Annotated in this window: 21 protein-coding genes; 19 read left to right on the forward strand and 2 right to left on the reverse strand. The window is 50.0% G+C overall.

Annotated elements, in window-relative coordinates; all coding sequences use genetic code 11:
- Position 1: 1 nt before the first annotated feature.
- The 6 genes from CGC65_RS14055 to CGC65_RS31320 all read left to right on the forward strand — a co-directional run bounded on the left by CGC65_RS14055 (position 2) and on the right by CGC65_RS31320 (position 4,808).
- Complete coding sequence (locus tag CGC65_RS14055; RefSeq protein ID WP_002567518.1) at positions 2-1,246, forward strand: competence/damage-inducible protein A; 1,245 nt, start codon at positions 2-4, stop codon at positions 1,244-1,246.
- A 62-nt stretch (positions 1,247-1,308) separates the two neighbouring features.
- On the forward strand, positions 1,309-2,649 hold the full coding sequence (locus tag CGC65_RS14060) for a hypothetical protein (protein ID WP_002567519.1): 1,341 nt from the start codon (positions 1,309-1,311) through the stop codon (positions 2,647-2,649).
- 88 nt (positions 2,650-2,737) lie between these two features.
- A complete protein-coding gene (locus CGC65_RS14065) occupies positions 2,738-3,037 on the forward strand; it encodes a hypothetical protein (RefSeq protein WP_002567520.1) in 300 nt (99 codons plus the stop codon).
- Positions 3,034-4,089, forward strand: a complete 1,056-nt coding sequence (locus CGC65_RS14070) for a DUF2953 domain-containing protein (protein WP_002567521.1) — start codon at positions 3,034-3,036, stop codon at positions 4,087-4,089. The genes CGC65_RS14065 and CGC65_RS14070 overlap by 4 nt, the downstream gene beginning before the upstream one ends.
- 83 nt (positions 4,090-4,172) lie before the next feature.
- Positions 4,173-4,601, forward strand: a complete 429-nt coding sequence (locus tag CGC65_RS14075; protein WP_002567522.1) for a GerW family sporulation protein — start codon at positions 4,173-4,175, stop codon at positions 4,599-4,601.
- Positions 4,602-4,670: 69 nt separating this feature from the next.
- Positions 4,671-4,808, forward strand: coding sequence for a hypothetical protein (locus CGC65_RS31320; protein WP_002567523.1), 138 nt, complete (start codon positions 4,671-4,673; stop codon positions 4,806-4,808).
- Positions 4,809-5,031: 223 nt separating this feature from the next.
- On the opposite strand, the gene rpmB is transcribed toward CGC65_RS31320, so the two are convergent.
- Positions 5,032-5,217: a 50S ribosomal protein L28 gene (gene rpmB, locus CGC65_RS14080; protein ID WP_002567524.1), complete on the reverse strand. Its 186-nt coding sequence runs from the start codon at positions 5,215-5,217 to the stop codon at positions 5,032-5,034.
- Between the two features lie 169 nt (positions 5,218-5,386).
- On the opposite strand from rpmB, the gene CGC65_RS14085 reads away from it, so the two are divergent.
- The 8 genes from CGC65_RS14085 (at position 5,387) to CGC65_RS14120 (ending at position 13,681) form a co-directional block, all read left to right on the forward strand.
- Entirely contained in the window at positions 5,387-5,743 is a 357-nt protein-coding gene (locus CGC65_RS14085) for an Asp23/Gls24 family envelope stress response protein (RefSeq protein WP_002567525.1), read from the forward strand.
- Between the two features lie 13 nt (positions 5,744-5,756).
- Positions 5,757-7,481 carry a DAK2 domain-containing protein gene (locus CGC65_RS14090; protein WP_002567526.1) on the forward strand — a complete coding sequence of 575 codons (1,725 nt, stop codon included), beginning with the start codon at positions 5,757-5,759 and terminating at the stop codon, positions 7,479-7,481.
- A 34-nt stretch (positions 7,482-7,515) separates the two neighbouring features.
- Positions 7,516-8,124 (forward strand): hypothetical protein, encoded by a 609-nt coding sequence (locus CGC65_RS14095; protein WP_002567527.1) that lies wholly within the window; start codon positions 7,516-7,518, stop codon positions 8,122-8,124.
- 20 nt (positions 8,125-8,144) lie between these two features.
- A complete protein-coding gene (locus CGC65_RS14100) occupies positions 8,145-8,849 on the forward strand; it encodes a Bax inhibitor-1/YccA family protein (RefSeq protein ID WP_002567528.1) in 705 nt (234 codons plus the stop codon).
- Positions 8,850-8,979: 130 nt separating this feature from the next.
- Entirely contained in the window at positions 8,980-9,948 is a 969-nt protein-coding gene (locus tag CGC65_RS14105; protein WP_002567529.1) for an ROK family protein, read from the forward strand.
- A 159-nt stretch (positions 9,949-10,107) separates the two neighbouring features.
- Positions 10,108-10,980, forward strand: coding sequence for an ROK family protein (locus CGC65_RS14110; RefSeq protein ID WP_002567530.1), 873 nt, complete (start codon positions 10,108-10,110; stop codon positions 10,978-10,980).
- A gap of 23 nt (positions 10,981-11,003) precedes the next feature.
- Positions 11,004-13,061: an ATP-dependent DNA helicase RecG gene (gene recG / locus CGC65_RS14115; protein WP_002567531.1), complete on the forward strand. Its 2,058-nt coding sequence runs from the start codon at positions 11,004-11,006 to the stop codon at positions 13,059-13,061.
- A gap of 104 nt (positions 13,062-13,165) precedes the next feature.
- Positions 13,166-13,681, forward strand: a complete 516-nt coding sequence (locus CGC65_RS14120; protein WP_002567532.1) for a nitroreductase family protein — start codon at positions 13,166-13,168, stop codon at positions 13,679-13,681.
- Between the two features lie 177 nt (positions 13,682-13,858).
- Here CGC65_RS14120 and CGC65_RS14125 read toward each other — a convergent pair whose 3' ends face one another.
- On the reverse strand, positions 13,859-14,062 hold the full coding sequence (locus tag CGC65_RS14125) for an alpha/beta-type small acid-soluble spore protein (protein WP_002567533.1): 204 nt from the start codon (positions 14,060-14,062) through the stop codon (positions 13,859-13,861).
- Between the two features lie 225 nt (positions 14,063-14,287).
- Between CGC65_RS14125 and CGC65_RS14130 the strand changes: the two genes are divergently transcribed.
- The 5 genes from CGC65_RS14130 (at position 14,288) to CGC65_RS14150 (ending at position 17,939) form a co-directional block, all read left to right on the forward strand.
- On the forward strand, positions 14,288-15,286 hold the full coding sequence (locus CGC65_RS14130; protein ID WP_002567534.1) for an alpha/beta hydrolase: 999 nt from the start codon (positions 14,288-14,290) through the stop codon (positions 15,284-15,286).
- Between the two features lie 169 nt (positions 15,287-15,455).
- A complete protein-coding gene (locus CGC65_RS14135) occupies positions 15,456-16,133 on the forward strand; it encodes a TIGR00266 family protein (RefSeq protein WP_002567535.1) in 678 nt (225 codons plus the stop codon).
- 118 nt (positions 16,134-16,251) lie between these two features.
- Positions 16,252-16,809 carry a 16S rRNA (guanine(966)-N(2))-methyltransferase RsmD gene (gene rsmD, locus CGC65_RS14140; protein ID WP_002567536.1) on the forward strand — a complete coding sequence of 186 codons (558 nt, stop codon included), beginning with the start codon at positions 16,252-16,254 and terminating at the stop codon, positions 16,807-16,809.
- Positions 16,810-17,304 (forward strand): pantetheine-phosphate adenylyltransferase, encoded by a 495-nt coding sequence (coaD, locus tag CGC65_RS14145; RefSeq protein ID WP_002567537.1) that lies wholly within the window; start codon positions 16,810-16,812, stop codon positions 17,302-17,304.
- Positions 17,301-17,939, forward strand: coding sequence for a hypothetical protein (locus CGC65_RS14150; protein WP_002567538.1), 639 nt, complete (start codon positions 17,301-17,303; stop codon positions 17,937-17,939). Before coaD ends, CGC65_RS14150 begins: the two co-directional genes overlap by 4 nt.
- Positions 17,940-17,950: the final 11 nt, after the last annotated feature.

Raw genomic sequence — 17,950 nt, forward strand, 5'->3', positions numbered from 1 at the left:
CATGACTGTGGAACTCATATCCGTGGGGACCGAGATACTTATGGGAAATATTGTAAACAGCAACACCCAGTTCCTGGCGGAGAAATGCGCCATGCTTGGTTTCGATCTGTTTTTCCAGGTCACGGTGGGGGATAATTATGACAGGATGATGTCCGTGGTGCGCCAGGCGCTATCACGCTCGGACATTCTCATACTGACAGGAGGCCTGGGCCCCACAGAGGATGATTTGACAAAAGAGGTATGTGCCGACGCATTCGGCATGCCTCTGGTGGAGGATGCCCATACCAGGGAGCATCTGAAAGAATTCTTCAGGAATAACATTTACAGGCACATACCGGACAACAACTGGAAGATGGCCACAGTCCCCCAGGGGGCGCTGGTGCTGGACAATGCCAACGGCATGGCCCCGGGCCTGATACTGGAAAAGGAGGGCAAGACCGCTATCCTGCTTCCGGGACCTCCCAATGAACTGTATCCCATGTTCAGCAGGCAGGTGTTTCCTTATCTCCAGCAAAAGCAGAACGCGGTGCTGGTATCCAGTATGGTTAAAATCTGCGGATACGGAGAAAGCCAGGTAGAGGATATGATCCTGGACCTGATTGACGCCCAGACCAATCCAACCATTGCCACCTACGCCAAGACGGCAGAGGTACATTTAAGGATTACGGCCAGGGCGGGAAGCCGGGAGGAGGGTATGGCCCTCATTGCGCCTGTGGAAAAGGAAATAAAGAACCGCTTTAAGGACGCTGTCTATACCACCGAGGAACAGGTGAGCCTGGAGATGGCGGTGGCGGATTTGCTAAAACAGAATCATCTGACCATGTGCACTGCCGAGTCCTGTACCGGAGGCATGATAGCGGCCAGAATGGTCAATGTGCCCGGTGTATCCGGCGTGTTTATGGAAGGTATGGTGACATATTCAAATGAAGCCAAAATGCGCCTTCTGGGAGTGCGTGAGGACACGCTGAAAGCTTACGGCGCTGTCAGTGAAGAAACTGCCAGGGAAATGGCGGAGGGCGGAGTGAATACCAGCGGTACCGACCTCTGTGTGGCCACTACGGGTATAGCAGGACCTGACGGCGGCACGGATGAAAAGCCTGTGGGGCTGGTGTACATGGCCTGCTGCCTGAGGGGAAAAACCTGCGTCAGGAGATACCAGTTTAAGGGCAACCGGGAAAAGGTGCGGGAACAGGCTATGATGAAGGCACTGGATCTGGCGCGTCTTTGCATACTGGCTAATAAATAAATACCAGGCGGATATAGCATCCTTGCTTATTGCGTGAAAATAAGTTCCGGGAGGAATTGGGTTTGGAATCAAGACGAAGGAAGAAACAGATTTCAGCGGCCTGCCACTATGCATATACACGGCTGGCCCTGAATTACTATATGTACTACGAGGTAATCCTGGAAGGAGACCTTTTAAGCAGCAGGCTGGAGAGGCTGAGCAAACGATACCACGGTCTGCTGAAGGATTTCCTGGAGGGAAGCCTGAAGCCGGAGGAGCTGAATGGCTTAAGGGATGAGACTGCCTCGGCCATGGAGGCCAATACCGCTTATACGGATGCTTTTCAGGCGTATGAGTACGTTCTGAACCGTCTGGAAGGACGTTTTGAGCCCCAGCTCATGGGAAACAGAAATGTCCAGCCAGATGAGGAAGAATGGACAGCGGAAATTATGGCCTATATCACGGACACAGATGAGGCGATGGTTGTCAATGAACGGATACAGTCCGTGGTGGGCCAGCTTCCCATACGGCTTACCAGGAATAAATTCTTTGCCATGGTGGAGGAGGGGCTGTCTGTCTATAAGGGCGGTCCGGTCTCCAGCCTGGATGATATGCTGTATATCCTGAGGTCCGAGGCCATGCTGGCGCGGCCGGAGGACATGGAGACAGGATACGAGGATCTTCACTCCATTCTCAGGGAATTTGAAAGGGCGGATTTTAAGGCCGTCACAGCAGAGGAATACCGGCATCTGACAGCCGAGATGGAGCGGGCAGGACAGATTCTCCTGGATACCACGGGGGAACTGATGCTGTTTATGGATTTGATCAATGACCTTTATGTGCTTATGCTTTCCAGAAGATGGGCGATGATGGAGGTATCAGAGGAAAGCCTGTTACAAGAGCTGCTGTCAAAGGTCCAGTCTCTTTTTGAGGAAGGGGCCGTAACGGCCATTCCGCAGGAGCTGACAGATAAGCTGTCCATGCTGGAGGGAAAGCAGGAGACCTACTTTGAGCAGTGGATGCGTCTGGCGACAGAGGTTAAGAGCGCGGCAGACAGCGCGGATGAGGACGGGGAGATTCTCAGGAAGATAGAGCTGCTCATGTCGGACAGCTCCTTTATGTCCCTGGATCGTCCGGAAGACAAGGCGGATCAGAAGGTGGATGAAGAACTGATGGCCGGAAAGCTGGAGCGCTTCTTTGGGGAGCTGTCAGCTGCCTGGGAAGGAAAACCAAAGGTCCTTGTCAGGGCTGTGATGTCCAAAATTCTGTCCAGGCTGCCGGTCTTTTTTGATTCCCTGGAGGAAGTGCGTTTGTATGTGGAAGGGAGCCTCAGAAGCTGCTCTGATGTGAAGGAAAAAGAGATTTCCATGGGCCTTATACGCATGTTGATGGAGCAGGATAAATTTGACCAGGAAGATTATTAGGACGTGCCTTGGCGGAAATGGGTTTCAGACATGGCCTGGCGCGCAGACAGAGGGAGATGAATGAATGCGCTGGTGGGAGCATCTATATATGGGAGACCGGGCCGGAAGGCACCGGGCCAGGGTCCTCATGGGAATCCGCGAAAGGAAGCTCATGCCGGACACCTATGTGATTACTCTTCCTCAGAGTGGGAATCATATACTTGACATACGGCCTGTGATGCTGCTGACAGAGGAAGAACGCAAGGCAGAGGATTTCCTGATTTTAGGCGTGGCCGAGGGATATGGGGAAGCATGTGAGGTAGTCCGCACCATGGTGGATGATATGTACCGGCATACGGACGGTTTTAACTGGAAATCATATATGGCGTACCTGGGGGAGGCAAGATGATTCATATTCTGCTCGTGATATTGAAGATAATAGGTATTGTTCTTCTGGTCATCCTGGGGCTGCTGCTTGGCATTCTCCTGGCAGTGCTGTTCATCCCTGTGAGGTATAAGGCAGAGGGAAGCTACCACGGACAGCTGCTGCTGTCGGTCTGCGCCACCTGGTTCTTTCATATCCTGGCATTCAGGGCTGTTTATGAAGGCGAAGGCCTGGTGTGCAGTCTTAAGGTTCTGGGCTTCAGGCTGTGGCACAATCGGGAAAAGGATCCTGCCCGGGATTTGGAAGACGGTCTGGAGACCATACTGGGAGATGAAGAACAGTCCCTGTATGAGGAACTGCAGCAGGATGAGGAGCATTACAGGAAGTCCCAGGAGGAACAGGCCCATGGCGGTCAGTCCGTCGGGGAACAGACCCACGGCGGTCAGTCCGGCGGTGAACAGACCCGTGGCGGCCGGTCCGTTGAAGAACAGGCCCATGGCAGTCAACTCCATGGGGAACGGGCAGGAGAACAGGACGCCAACCGGAAGGATAGCAGGGAAGAGGAAGATGAGACAGGGCCTGAGTCTGGCAAAAAGGGGCCCGGTATCATGGGGAAAATAAAAGGCTTCCCGGGCCGTATCAGTCAGTCAATCAGGCATATACTGGAAAAACTTAAGTTTTCTTTTGCGAAAATCTGTGATAAGCTTAAGGGAATCAGGGAGTTTGTTCAGGAAAAGAAAATGTGGCTGGAGGATGAAAAGAATCAGGCGTCCTTAAAGCTCCTTTACAGGCAGACAAAACGTCTCCTGGTACATCTGTGGCCCAGAAAGGGCAGGTGCACCGTCACCTTCGGGTTTGACGATCCCTATACAACGGGGCAGGTGCTCCAGGCCGCCAGCCTTATTTACCCGTTTTACCACAGGCAGCTTTTTTTGTACCCGGTATTTGATGAGAAAATACTGGACGCAGAGGGAAGCCTGAAAGGAAGAATACGGTTATCCGTAATTCTTTGGCTGGTACTCCAGGTCCTGTTTGACGGACATACCCGCAGGATGCTGAAGGGTTTCTTAAAGTGATATGACACTCGCGGCGGCTGTTGGGGGATGGGATATCCTGTCCCCCAACAGCCCGCGGGAATAAATAGAGAAGAGGACATACTATGGCAGAGAATCAATTTACATCTACGATAGACACGTTATTTAGAGGCATGGACCAGTTCGTCAACACCAAGACCGTGGTGGGGGAACCGGTACAGGTGGGAGATACCATCATTGTCCCTCTGGTTGATGTGACATGCGGTATGGCGGCCGGAAGCTTTGCTGAGGGTGTCAAGCAGAAACAGCGGGGCGGCGGAGGCATGAGCGCTAAGATGAGCCCCAGCGCCGTGCTGGTGATTCAGGGGGGCGTAACTAAGCTTGTCAACGTAAAGAATCAGGATGCCATCACCAAAGTCATAGATATGGCGCCGGATTTTATCAACAAATTCCTGGGGGGGAAGCCAGCTGTGTCTGAAGAGACGGTCCAAACCGCAAAGGATACGGCGGCAACCTACGACACGGGTAAGGCAGAACATATGGATGTGAAATAGGAATCCCGGGCCGCCTTTCTGCATATGATGGAATATAGCTTGTTGCAGAATGGGGGAGACAATTAAGATATGAGAAGAATATGCGGGCTTATGCTGTTCTGCTTTGGACTGGGGATGGCAGTGCTGCTCTTTATTCCGGAGACAATCTTTACCTTCCTGTTCGTTATCGGCTGCCTTGTATTAGGATATAATCTGTTCTGTTGTTAATATAAACGTATGGCGTATCGAAGAGGAAGAAGACTACAATAGGGATTGAATATAAAATACAGGTTATGCGTTCCTCCCATAGGAGCATAGCCTGTTTTTTACTGTCTGGTTTTTTGCGGCAGGGACTGACAAGCGGATACCAGGCTGAATATTGCGCAAAAAAAAGACACCGCCTGTCGGTATGACAGAGACAATGTCTTTTTCCGTGATATGTTCTGTTTCATTAAGCTCTTTCTACAAGGCCTGAACGTAAGCAGGAAGTACATACGTACATTCTCTGGGTTCCACCATTAACCTTGACTCTGACAGATTTAACGTTCGCTTTCCACATCTTGTTGGATCTTCTATGGGAATGGCTCACTTGAATTCCGAAATGAGCTGCCTTTTCACAGATTGCACACTTAGCCATACTATTGCACCTCCTTAACACGTTACTTGGATTCTTTCATTAAGAAAAATCCACAACAAATGTATGATACCAGAAGTTTGCAAATTTTGCAAGTGAAAAAATTAAAATTTCTTTCTTTTTTTCAGAAAATAGTGTATACTGTCTCTAGTAAAGAAACGGAGGCATGTGTATGAAGGGACGAATCAGCAATAAAATGGGCGAAATCCAGATTAACCCGGACGTGATTGCTTTATATGCAGGAACCATCGCAGTTGAATGTTTTGGCATTGTAGGTATGGCAGCTGTCAGCATGAAGGACGGGCTGGTTAAACTATTAAAGAGAGAGAGCCTGACTCATGGAATCAATGTGGATATAAATGATAATAAAATATCCATTGATTTCCACGTAATCGTATCTTATGGGGTCAGTATTTCGGCTGTATCTGACAACCTGATTGAAAGCGTGAAATACAGGGTAGAAGAATTCACCGGCATGGAGGTTGAGAAAATCAATATCTATGTGGAAGGTGTTAGAGTGATTGACTAGGAGGAAGTAACTTGTGGGTATAAGTACGATTGACGCCGGTATGCTTAAGAATGCCTTCCTGGCAGGAGCAAAGGGGTTAGAGGCAAAGAAGGACTGGATTAACGAACTGAATGTATTTCCCGTGCCGGACGGGGATACGGGAACCAATATGACGCTTACTATCATGGCGGCGGCAAAGGAAGTGGCGGAGCTGGAGAATCCCACCATGGACCAGCTGGCAAAGGCCATTTCATCCGGTTCCCTGCGCGGGGCAAGAGGAAATTCCGGAGTTATATTATCACAGCTTCTCAGAGGCTTTACAAAAGAAATAAAAGCAGTGGAAGAAATTGATACCACCATTCTGGCCAACGCCATGGTGAGGGGAACCGAGACAGCATACAAGGCTGTCATGAAACCAAAAGAGGGAACCATCCTGACCGTGGCCAAGGCCATGGCGGATAAGGGCCTGGAGATGGCTTCACAGACAGATGATATAGAAGAATTTGTAAAACAAGTTATAGAATACGGCGATTATGTGCTGAGCCAGACACCGGAGATGCTCCCCGTGTTAAAACAGGCGGGTGTGGTGGATTCCGGAGGCCAGGGGCTGATGCAGGTGGTCAAGGGGGCCGTGGACGGCCTTCTGGGCAGGACAGTGGACTTTTCACTGGACACGGTTCCGGACAGCGGGAATAGGCCGGCAGCCGGCGAAAAAGCCGCCAGAGGCGCTGCAAGGACGGATATAGATACAGCCGATATCAAATTCGGTTACTGTACTGAATTTATCATAAATCTGGAGAAGGTTTACACGGATAAGGATGAGACGGAGTTAAAGTCATACCTGGAATCCATTGGCGATTCCCTGGTGGTGGTGTCGGATGATGAGATCGTAAAGGTCCATGTACACACCAATCATCCCGGCCTGGCCTTTGAAAAGGCGCTGGCCTATGGTTCCTTATCCCGCATGAAGATAGACAACATGAGGGAGGAGCACCAGGAGAGGGTCATTCAGGATTCGGAGCGTCTGGCCAGGGAACAGGCTGCCAGGGAGCAGGAAGACAAAGACAAGGCAACCGGGGAAGAGGCGCCGTCAGAACGCAGGGAATATGGCTTTATAGCTGTATCCAGCGGGGAAGGTCTGAGCGATATTTTCAGGGGAATCGGAGCCGACTGCCTGATTGAAGGCGGACAGACCATGAATCCCAGTACAGAGGATATGCTAAAGGCCATAGAACGGGTAAATGCAGAGAACATTTTCATTCTGCCCAACAACAAGAACATTATCATGGCTGCACAGCAGGCCAGGGATTTGACGGAAGATAAGAACATAATCGTCATCCCCTCCAGGACCGTTCCCCAGGGAATCACGGCATTGGTCAATTTTATGCCGGATCTGGGACCGGAGGAAAATACCCGGACCATGACCGAGGAGATGGGAAATGTGAGGACTGCCCAGATTACCTATGCGGTCCGCACCACCAATATTGACGGCATTGACATTGAAGAAGGGGATATCATGGCCCTGGGAGACCACGGTATTCTGGCAGTGGGAAAATCTGTGGATGGGGTTGCCCTGGAGGCCATGAAAGAGATGCTGGATGATGAAAGTGAGCTTGTAACCATATACTATGGAGCAGATGTGTCTGAGCATGAGGCAAAGGTTCTTGAAGAACAGGCACAGGAACAGTATCCTGATAAGGAAATCGAGCTTCAGTACGGGGGACAGCCCATATACTACTATCTGATTTCTGCTGAGTAGAAGGAAGAAGGCAAAGGAGGAGCCAGAAGAGAGAATGGCTAGATGGACAAGAGATGAGGAACTGAACCAGCCGGCTGATTTCGTGCAGTTCATGATGGAGGACTTTCTTACAAAAAACGGGTTCAAAAAAAAGACCCACAAGGGACAGGAAGTCTGGCAGGAGGGCGATGGCTTTCTGACCATGGCAAGGTTTATACGGTATGAGTATAACGACGGAAGCTTTCATCTGGAAGCCTGGATCGGTAAGAAACGTGAGAATCCCATCAAGGGATTTGTGGGCGCCATGCCCAAGAAGATGTTCCGGGAGAGCCTGGAGGAGTTAATACGCCTGCTCCATCAGCCCCTGCCCCAGGGACAGGAAGACACAGGAAACAAAGTCATTACCATACAGGTGCCTGACCACGGAAAGTGCGCTGTTCCAGCCATGATACTCTCTATACTGGGAATTGTGGTGGGCCTGCTGCTTTCGCCTCTGGGCGGCATTGTGCTGGGAGGACTGGGAATTACCTTCGGACAGAAGGCCCGCAGCTCCAGCAAAAACAATATAGGCAGGGCGGCTGTGATTCTGGGTACCATTGCCATGGTGGCTGCCATCATCGGTTACATTATCAATCTGATTTTTGCATTTACATTTATATTTTAAATTAAAAGGAGCGGATGACTATGAATGAAAACATGATGAACAGATCTTACGAAGTTCAGGTAGAGGGAGACTCACTGGGACGCTACACGGCAAAGACTTTTGGCTGGATGTTTGCAGGGCTTTTGGTTACCTTTATTGTTGCGGTGGGCTTTGCAATGACAGGAACGATTTTTTATATATATTCCTTCCGTTACTGGCCTCTGGCACTTCTGGCCGCCGAGCTGGGAGTAGTGATATATCTCTCCGCCAGGATTGAGAAGATGTCCGTGGGTATGGCCAGGAGCTTATTCTTCCTGTATGCCGCCCTTAACGGCATTGTATTCAGCGCATATCTATTTGCATTCAGCCTGGAGATTCTGTGGATGGTATTCGGCATCACAGCCCTGTTCTTTGGAATCATGGCATTGATTGGCTGGTTTGGCAATATTAATTTTACCAAGCTTCGTCCTTTCATGCTTGGAGGACTTGTATTCCTGTTTTTCTACTGGATTTTTGCAATGTTTATTGATTTAAGCGCATTTGACACCATTGTATCGACTGTGGGAATTTTCCTGTTCCTGGTACTGACAGCCTATGATGTGAAGAAGATACAGGCATTCCACGCATACTACGGCCAGGCGCCTGAGATGGCAGCCAAGGCCTCCATCTTCTCCGCACTGCAGCTTTATCTGGATTTTATCAACCTCTTTGTGTATATTATGAGGATTCTGGGGCGCAGGAAGTAAGCAGGGATACCCGGCATATACTTAATGGAATACTATGATTATCCAAGGGGTGCATTGACGTGACTGGATTAGAGTTGCGGCGATGCGCCCTTTTTGCATGATGAATTTTGCATACAGACAGGAGGTAAATATGAAATATGTATTGGGTTTTGATATAGGCGGAACAAAATCAGCCATTCTTCTGGCCAGGCCGGGTAAAGAAAACGTGGAATTTCTGGAAAGAAAAGCCATCCCCACTCACGGAACGTGGAAGGAAGTGCTGGGCTGCCTGGCGGATAAGGGAAAAGCCTTTTTGGAATCACATCAGATATCCGGAAAAGAATGCTGTATCGGCATTTCCTGCGGAGGACCTTTGGACAGCGAAAGAGGCGTGATTTTGTCGCCGCCTAATCTGCCAGGCTGGGACCAGGTACCGATTGTGTCCTATTTGGAACAGCGTTTGGACATGGATGCAAGACTTAAGAATGACGCGGATGCCTGTGCCCTGGCAGAATGGCGGTATGGGGCCGGCAGGGGCTGCCGCCACATGATATTCCTTACCTTTGGAACAGGACTGGGAGCAGGATTGGTTTTAAACGGAAGGTTATACGAAGGAGCTTGCGGCATGGCAGGGGAAGCCGGGCATGTTCGGCTGGCAGAGGAAGGACCTGTGGGTTACGAAAAGGCGGGAAGTTTTGAGGGGTTTTGCAGCGGGGGAGGGATTGCGCGGCTGGCCAGGTCCATGGCAGAGGATGCTCTTAAGGCAGGCCGTCCGGTTTCGTACATGAAAGAGGGAGGACTGGATGATATCACAGCCAGGGATGTGGCAGAAGCTGCGGAAATGGGATGCGCGGATGCCGGAGAAGTCCTGGCAGTGTCCGGGCGGTATTTTGGCAGGGGACTTGCCATGCTGGTGGATATACTGAATCCCGAGAGAATTGTAGCCGGAGGAATTTATGCAAGGGCCGGCAGGTTCCTTAAGGACGAGATGGAAAAGGAGCTTCGGAGGGAGGCGCTCCCAGCCAGTGTAAATGCCTGCTGCATCCTGCCCTGCGGCCTGGGGGAGCAGATTGGTGATTATGGGGCTGTGATGGCGGCTTTGGAGATGTGGGAGGAATGAAGAGCATGAAGGGAAGGATGCTGAGAGAGGTGTGGAGAAGCTGTCGGGCATTTACAAATTTAGTTGCCTAAGAAGTCAAAGACTGTTATAATTTTCATGTCAGATACATTGTTTCAAAAGTATATATTGAAATAATATATTTCAGAAAGGGGAGCATATATGTTAATTGGAGCATTGGAAGCAGGCGGCACTAAGATGGTGTGCGCCGTAGGAAAGGAAGACGGTACCATATTGGAGCAGGTATCCATACCCACCACAACACCGGAGGAGACCATACCTAAGCTCATTGAATATTTTAAGGATAAGGAGATCGAGGCCCTGGGCGTGGCTGCCTTTGGCCCTGTGGATGTGAAGCCGGAGTCAGAGACTTACGGATATATCCTGGACACGCCTAAGCTGGCATGGAGGCATAAGGATCTTTTGGGCAGGCTTAAGGCTGAGCTTAAGGTTCCCATGGGACTGGATACGGATGTGAACGGTTCCTGTCTGGGAGAGGTGACATACGGATGTGCCAGGGGACTGGACAGCGTTATCTACATCACCATAGGAACCGGTGTGGGCGTGGGCGTATGCATCAATGGAAAGCTGCTGCACGGAATGCTTCACCCGGAAGGAGGGCACATCCTTCTGGCGCGTCATGAGGACGATTCAAAGGGCGGTATCTGTCCTTATCACAAAAACTGTCTGGAGGGCTTTGCAAGCGGTCCCTCTATCGAGGCCAGATGGGGTAAAAAGGCCGTGGAACTGGTGGACAGGCCCGAGGTATGGGAGATGGAGAGCTATTACATTGCCCAGGCCCTTGTGGACTATATCATGCTGCTTTCTCCCCGGAAAATTATTCTGGGCGGCGGAGTCATGCACCAGGAACAGCTGTTCCCTATGATCCGCCAAAAGGTGAGGGAGATGTTAAACGGCTATATCAAGACAAAGGAACTGGAAGACATGGACAGCTACATTGTTCCGGCAAGCCTTCACGATGACCAGGGAATCATGGGATGCATAAAGCTGGGACTCAATGCGTTACAGGCATGACTTCCTTTGGAGGATTCTGATACATGTTAAACAGACAGCCGGTAAACTCGTTAAAAGGAATTGGCGAGAAGACAGGCAAACTATTTGAAAAACTGGGAGTTGTCACCATAGATGACCTGCTGTCCTATTATCCCAGGGCATACGATGCATACGAGCCCCCGGTGTCCATAGGGCAGTTAAAGGAGCAGGCTGTTATGGCTGTGGAGTCGGCGCTTGTCAGGGGAGCTGACCTGCTGCGTCTGGGCCATATGCAGATTGTCTCGGTGCAGCTTAAGGACCTGACAGGCTCCCTCCAGGTATCCTGGTATAACATGCCCTATATGAGGGCAAATTTAAAGACCGGCGTCACCTACGTATTCCGCGGCAGGGTGGTTAAGAAAAGGGGACGGATGGTCATGGAACAGCCGGAGGTATTTACCCCTGACAGCTACCAGGCCCTGGCCGGCTCCATGCAGCCTGTATACGGACAGACCAGGGGCCTGAGCAATAAGACCATTGTGCGGGCGCAGCAGATGGCCCTGGAAATGCGGAAGATGGAGCGGGAGTACATGCCGCCGGATTTAAGGCGCAGGTATGAGCTGGCTGAAATCAATTATGCCATGGAGCACATTCATTTCCCGGCTGACCAGACAGAGCTTCTGTTTGCCAGGAAACGTCTGGTATTTGACGAGTTCTTCATGTTCCTGGTGGGGGTCAGGCGTCTGAAGGAGCACAGGGAGGACAGGCATTCTGCCTTTATGATAAAGGAGTCGGAGGAGGTGGCTGCCTTTCAATCCAGTCTGCCCTACGCCCTTACAGGAGCCCAGGAAAGGGCCCTGAGGGAAGTATATGGCGATATGGGAAGCGGCCTGGTGATGAACCGCCTGATTCAGGGAGATGTGGGAAGCGGCAAGACCATCATAGCCATTCTGGCCCTGCTGGAGGCTGCATATAATGGATATCAGGGCGCGCTTATGGTGCCTACGGAGGTATTGGCCAGACAGCACTTTGAATCCATGACCGGCCTTTTTGAAAAGCAGGGAATCGAAAAGGTTCCTGTGCTGGTCACAGGCTCCATGACGGCCAAGGAAAAACGTCTGGCATACGCGAAGATTGCCAGCCATGAGGCGGACATTATAATCGGCACCCATGCCCTGATTCAGGAAAAGGTGGTGTACGACAACCTTGCCCTGGTTATTACCGATGAGCAGCACCGCTTTGGCGTGGGACAGAGGGAACTTCTCAGCAGCAAGGGACAGGAACCCCATGTGCTGGTTATGAGCGCCACGCCCATTCCGCGTACACTGGCCATTATCCTGTACGGGGATTTGGATATATCCGTCATAGATGAACTGCCTGCGGGACGCCAGACCATAAAGAACTGTGTGGTGGATCCGGGCTATCGTCCAAAAGCATATGCGTTCATCGAGCGCCAGGTGGCGGAGGGCCATCAGGCTTATGTTATCTGTCCCATGGTGGAAGAGAGCGAGATGATTGAGGCTGAGAATGTGCTGGATTATACCAAGGCCCTGAGGAAAGCGCTGCCGCCCTCTGTGACAGTGGAATATCTCCACGGCAAGCTGAAGGGTAAGGAAAAGAATGCCATTATGGAGCGCTTTGCAGCAGGGGAAATCCATGTACTGGTATCCACCACTGTCATCGAGGTAGGGGTCAATGTGCCCAATGCAACGGTGATGATGATCGAGAATGCAGAGCGGTTCGGCCTGGCCCAGCTCCATCAGCTCCGCGGACGGGTAGGAAGGGGAAAGGACCAGTCCTACTGTATCATGGTCAATTGTTCCCGGGACCAGGGGGCAGGGGAGCGCCTGGATATACTGAACCGTTCCAATGACGGTTTTTACATTGCTTCAGAGGATTTGAAGCTGCGGGGACCAGGGGATATCTTCGGACTGCGTCAGAGCGGGGATATGGAATTTAAGCTGGCAGATATATTCACGGATGCCAATATTTTAAAAAAGGTTTCAGAGGAAGTAAACCGGCTTCTGGATGAGGACCCTCAGCTGGAAAAAGATGAGCACAGGGAGCTGAAGCGGAAGGTGGAGGATTACCTGGGAACCAATTATGAGAAGCTGAACCTGTAGCGGATTTATATGGATTTGCTGTTTAGGGGCTGCTATATAACAATTGCGGCATGAGAACTGCTGTATAAGAACCGCTGTATAAAAACAGAAAGGGGTGTTTTACCATGAATGAGACATTGAATACGATTTTGACCAGGAGAAGTACCAGAAAGTTTTCAGACAAGCCTATTCCGGAGGATGAGATGGAGCTGATTGTACAGGCCGGCCTTCATGCGCCCAGCGGGATGGGACTCCAGACATGGCAGTTTACAGTTGTGAGAAACAGGGAGAAGATCCAGATGCTGGCAGCGGCCGTTGAAAAGACACTGGACCGTCAGGGATATGATATGTACCAGCCCCAGGTTCTGGTCATTCCGTCCAATGAAAAGGAGAGCCGCTTCGGCAGGGAGGACGATGCGTGTGCCATGGAAAATATGTTCCTTGCCGCCCATTCCCTTGGAATCGGTTCTGTGTGGATTAACCAGCTCCAGGGAATCTGCGATGAGCCTGCCATCCGTCGGATTCTGACATCCTTCGGAGTGCCGGCTGACCATGTGGTATACGGTATGGCTGCTCTTGGATACGCGGCCGACACGAAGGAGGATAAGGAACGTACGGGTAAAGTGGTATATGTGGATTAGTCTGCATCTGTACGACTGATATGCCGATGACAGAAATAGGGATGACAAATGGATGATGAAAATATGATAAATTAATGACAAAATCCCCAGACTGTGTTTAACACATAGTCTGGGGATTTTCTGCTGTTTCCAGCAATGATACAATCTTACTTCAGAAATCCTTCAGAAAGGGAGGATTTATTTACCTGCCATCTGACGCTCCTGGGCTTCAATCATCTTCTTAACCATATAGCCACCTACGGAACCATTCTGTGCAGAAGTCAGGTTACCATTGTATCCGTTGGTTAACGGTACACCAATCTCGTTAGCAACCTCCATCTTAAATCTGTCCATTGCTTCCTTTGCTTCAGGTACATTTGTTCTGTTAGAATTGTTAGACATAATAAAACGCCTCCTTGTATTATATTTGCCATGAAATTGTTTAGTGGTTCATGGCTTGTTTTGTGTTACAATCCTATTATGTGATGATTCAAAAATTATAAACTAGAAGGTTCTTCGTATTTTGGTTAAAAAAGGAAATCGGCTTTTTTAGAACGCATAGACCTTTAAAACTGGTTGCCATAGTATAGTAGAAGTTAATATTTATTTTTAAGGAGGCGGTATCGGATGAAGAAATCTATGACAGGTGCGGAGGTTGGAACTGCCGCAGGTATTACCGCAGGAATTGCTGCGGGTATAACAGCAGGAATATCCACAGCAATCGCCGGACTGCTGGCCGGAGAATATTTTTTTCATATTGCCCTGGATGCATCGACAGATAAATCAGCCCTGTTAAAACCCGCGCCCGGCACAGAGAAAGAAGAAAAAGTGCCGGGAGAGGAACGAAATGCACCAGAAGCAGTAACAATGCTTAAAGCACAGTACGAAGAACGGGAAATCGTGTCTTTTGACCAGTTAAGACTTCATGGCTATCTGTGCAGACAGAAAAAACCAAATAAAAAATGGGCTGTATTGATCCATGGATATGATGATTCCGGCATGTGGTTTGGAAGGGAAGCGCTGGCTTTTTATCAGGCGGGATTTAATCTTCTTCTGCCCGATGCCAGAGGTCACGGAAAGAGCCGGGGTACATATGTGGGAATGGGATGGCATGACCGCCTGGATATCAAAGAATGGATATGCTGGCTTGTGAGGCAATATCCGGATTCGGAAATCGTATTATATGGAGTATCCATGGGAGCTGCTGCGGTCATGATGGCTGCCGGAGAGAAGCTGCCTTCCAATGTAAAGGCAGCGGTGGAAGACTGCGGTTATACGTCCGCCTGGTCGGTTTTGTCATATCAGATGAAGTCCCAGTTCCATCTGCCTGCGTTCCCATTTTTATACTGCGCGGATTTTGTCACCCGCATAAGGGCTGGTTATGGTATGAAGGAGGCGGATGCATTGAAATGCGTGGCAGGGACCAGACTGCCCATGTTTTTTATCCATGGCACGGAGGACCGGTTTGTTCCCTTTGAGATGATGAAGGAGCTCTATGACGCCTGCAGGAGCGAAAAGGAATGTCTTGCAGTGGCAGGCGCGGCCCATGTGCAGGCAGCGCTGGTGGGCGGGGCAGAGTATTGGGACCGGGTGTTTCGGTTTGTGGGCAGGTATTTGGAAAGATAGTAGGCAGAGATATAGATTTCTGGAGATTGATACCAATAAATGGGAGGTTATTTTGGATACCCTAAGCCGATGATTTTCAATCATAAATATTAAGAGTAATGTAAAGGATTTTAACACTTCATATGGTATACTGTTACACAAATGAAATCATCTAAGGAGGAAACACTACATGGACTACAGAATGTTGGGAGATATACTGCCGGCCGTTGAAATCAGGCTGCAGGCGGGAGAGGCTATGTATACGCAGTCCGGAGGCATGGCATGGATGAGCGACGGTTTCACACTGGACTCCAATGTAAAGGGAGGGCTTATGAAGGGACTGGGAAGGATGTTTTCCGGCGAATCCCTGTTTATGGCTACCTATACGGCGTCCAGGCCGGACAGTACCATTGCGTTTGCATCCACTGTGCCGGGGAAGATATTGGCCATAGATACGGCAAAGACCAGCCTGATTTGCCAGAAGGGAGCTTTCCTGTGCGCCCAGACAACCGTAGAAATCAATACCGTACTGACTAAGAAGTTTACGGCCGGATTCTTTGGCGGAGAGGGCTTTATACTTCAGCAGATACAGGGAAGCGGCATGGCCTTTTTGGAGGTGGATGGAGATGTGGTGGAGAGGGTTCTGGCCCCCGGAGAAGTGATTAAGGTGGATACGGGAAATGTCTTTGCCTTTGAACCCGGCATATCCTATGAAATTGAGACAGTTAAAGGTGTGAAAAATATCCTGTTCGGCGGCGAGGGACTGTTCCTCACAAAACTGACAGGCCCTGGCAAGGTATACATGCAGACCATGAACATTGCGGAATTTACCGGACGGATTGCCCAGGGGCTTCCTGCTTCCAAATAATGAGGGAAATGTTGCAAAAATCCTAAAAAAACCCTTGTATATCTGGAATTTTCATATTATACTTGTTTGGTATGAAAATTGCTGCAAGTGTGCGGCGTATGGAAGCGGGAGTTATTGAATGAGAGTAATCGCAGGCAGTGCCAGAAGGCTGCTTTTAAAGACACTGGATGGGCTGGATACCAGGCCCACCACTGATAGAATCAAAGAAACGCTGTTTAACATGCTTCAGCCGGAATTGGCGGACTGCATGTTCCTGGATCTTTTTTCCGGCAGCGGGGCCATAGGAATTGAAGCGCTGAGCCGGGGAGCCGGTTTGGCTGTAATGATTGAGAACAATCCAAAGGCTTTGGAGTGCATCCGGGAGAACCTGAGCAGGACAAAGCTGGAGGAACGGGCCATGGTGATGGGCTGTGATGTGATAACCGGCCTGAAGCGCCTGGAGGGCAAGAATTACAAGTTTGATATTGTTTTTATGGATCCGCCCTATAATCATGAGTATGAACGGCTGGTTCTGGATTATCTGAACCATTCCCCCATGGTTACGGAGGAAACCCTGATTGTAATTGAGGCATCCAGGGAAACTGAGTTTGGATGGCTGGAAGAATCCGGATGGCATATGATAAAAAGCAAAGAGTACAAGACCAACAAGCATGTGTTCGTTGGCAGAGGAGAGTAGATGAGGACAGCAGTATATCCGGGAAGCTTTGACCCGGTTACATTAGGCCATTATGATATCATAGAGCGCACAGCAAAGATGGTGGATAAATTAATCATCGGGGTCCTTAACAATAAGGCAAAATGCCCGTTGTTTTCTGCCCAGGAACGTGTTAATATGTTAAAGGAAGTGACTTCATCCCTGCCTAACGTGGAGATTCAGTCATTTGAAGGCCTGCTCATTGACTTTGTGCGCAGGAGTCATGCGGATATCGTGGTCAGAGGACTGCGGGCCATTACGGATTTTGAATACGAACTTCAGATGGCGCAGACCAACAGGGTCATTGCGCCGGAGATTGATACTATATTTTTGACTACGAATTTAAAATATTCATATTTGAGTTCCAGCATTGTGAAAGAGATTGCGGAGTACGAGGGGGATATCAGTGAATTCCTCCATCCGGTCATTGCAGCCAGGGTAAGAGAGAAGCTGGAGGAGAGGAGACGGTTGACATGATGAGTAGGATAGAGCAGTTAATCAGTGAAATCGAGGAATATATAGACAGCTGTAAGTTCCAGGCATTATCAAACAGCAAAATTATTGTCAATAAGGAAGAGCTGGAGGAACTGCTGGTAGAGCTGCGACTCAGGATACCGGATGAAATTAAGAAATATCAGAAAATCATCAGCCAGCAGGAAACCATTTTGAATGAAGCCCAGGCCCAGGCGGATGCCATGCTGGATGATGCCAAGAAGCAGGCGGATTCCATGGTGGCCCAGGCCAGCGAACAGACTTCGGAGATGATTAATGAGCATGAAATCATGCAGCGCGCATATGCCCATGCCAACGAAGTGGTGGAGCAGGCCAGCATACAGGCCCAGGCCATTGTGGACTCTGCTGTGAACGATGCCAATGGAATCCGCCAGAGTTCCATTCAGTATACAGACGACATGCTCCGCAGTCTCCAGACCATCATCAACCATACCATGGAAGGGGCAAGGGGACGTTTTGACGCCTTTATGTCTTCCATGCAGTCCAGCTATGACATTGTTTCCTCAAACCGGAATGAATTGTCAGGAGGCATTGTGAGGCCGGAGGAGGGCGAAGGCCAGGCGCCTCAGGAGATGGATGACGCCCAGCAGCAGGCATAGGCTGCCGGCAC

Source organism: Enterocloster bolteae, assembly GCF_002234575.2.
GTDB lineage: Bacteria > Bacillota > Clostridia > Lachnospirales > Lachnospiraceae > Enterocloster > Enterocloster bolteae.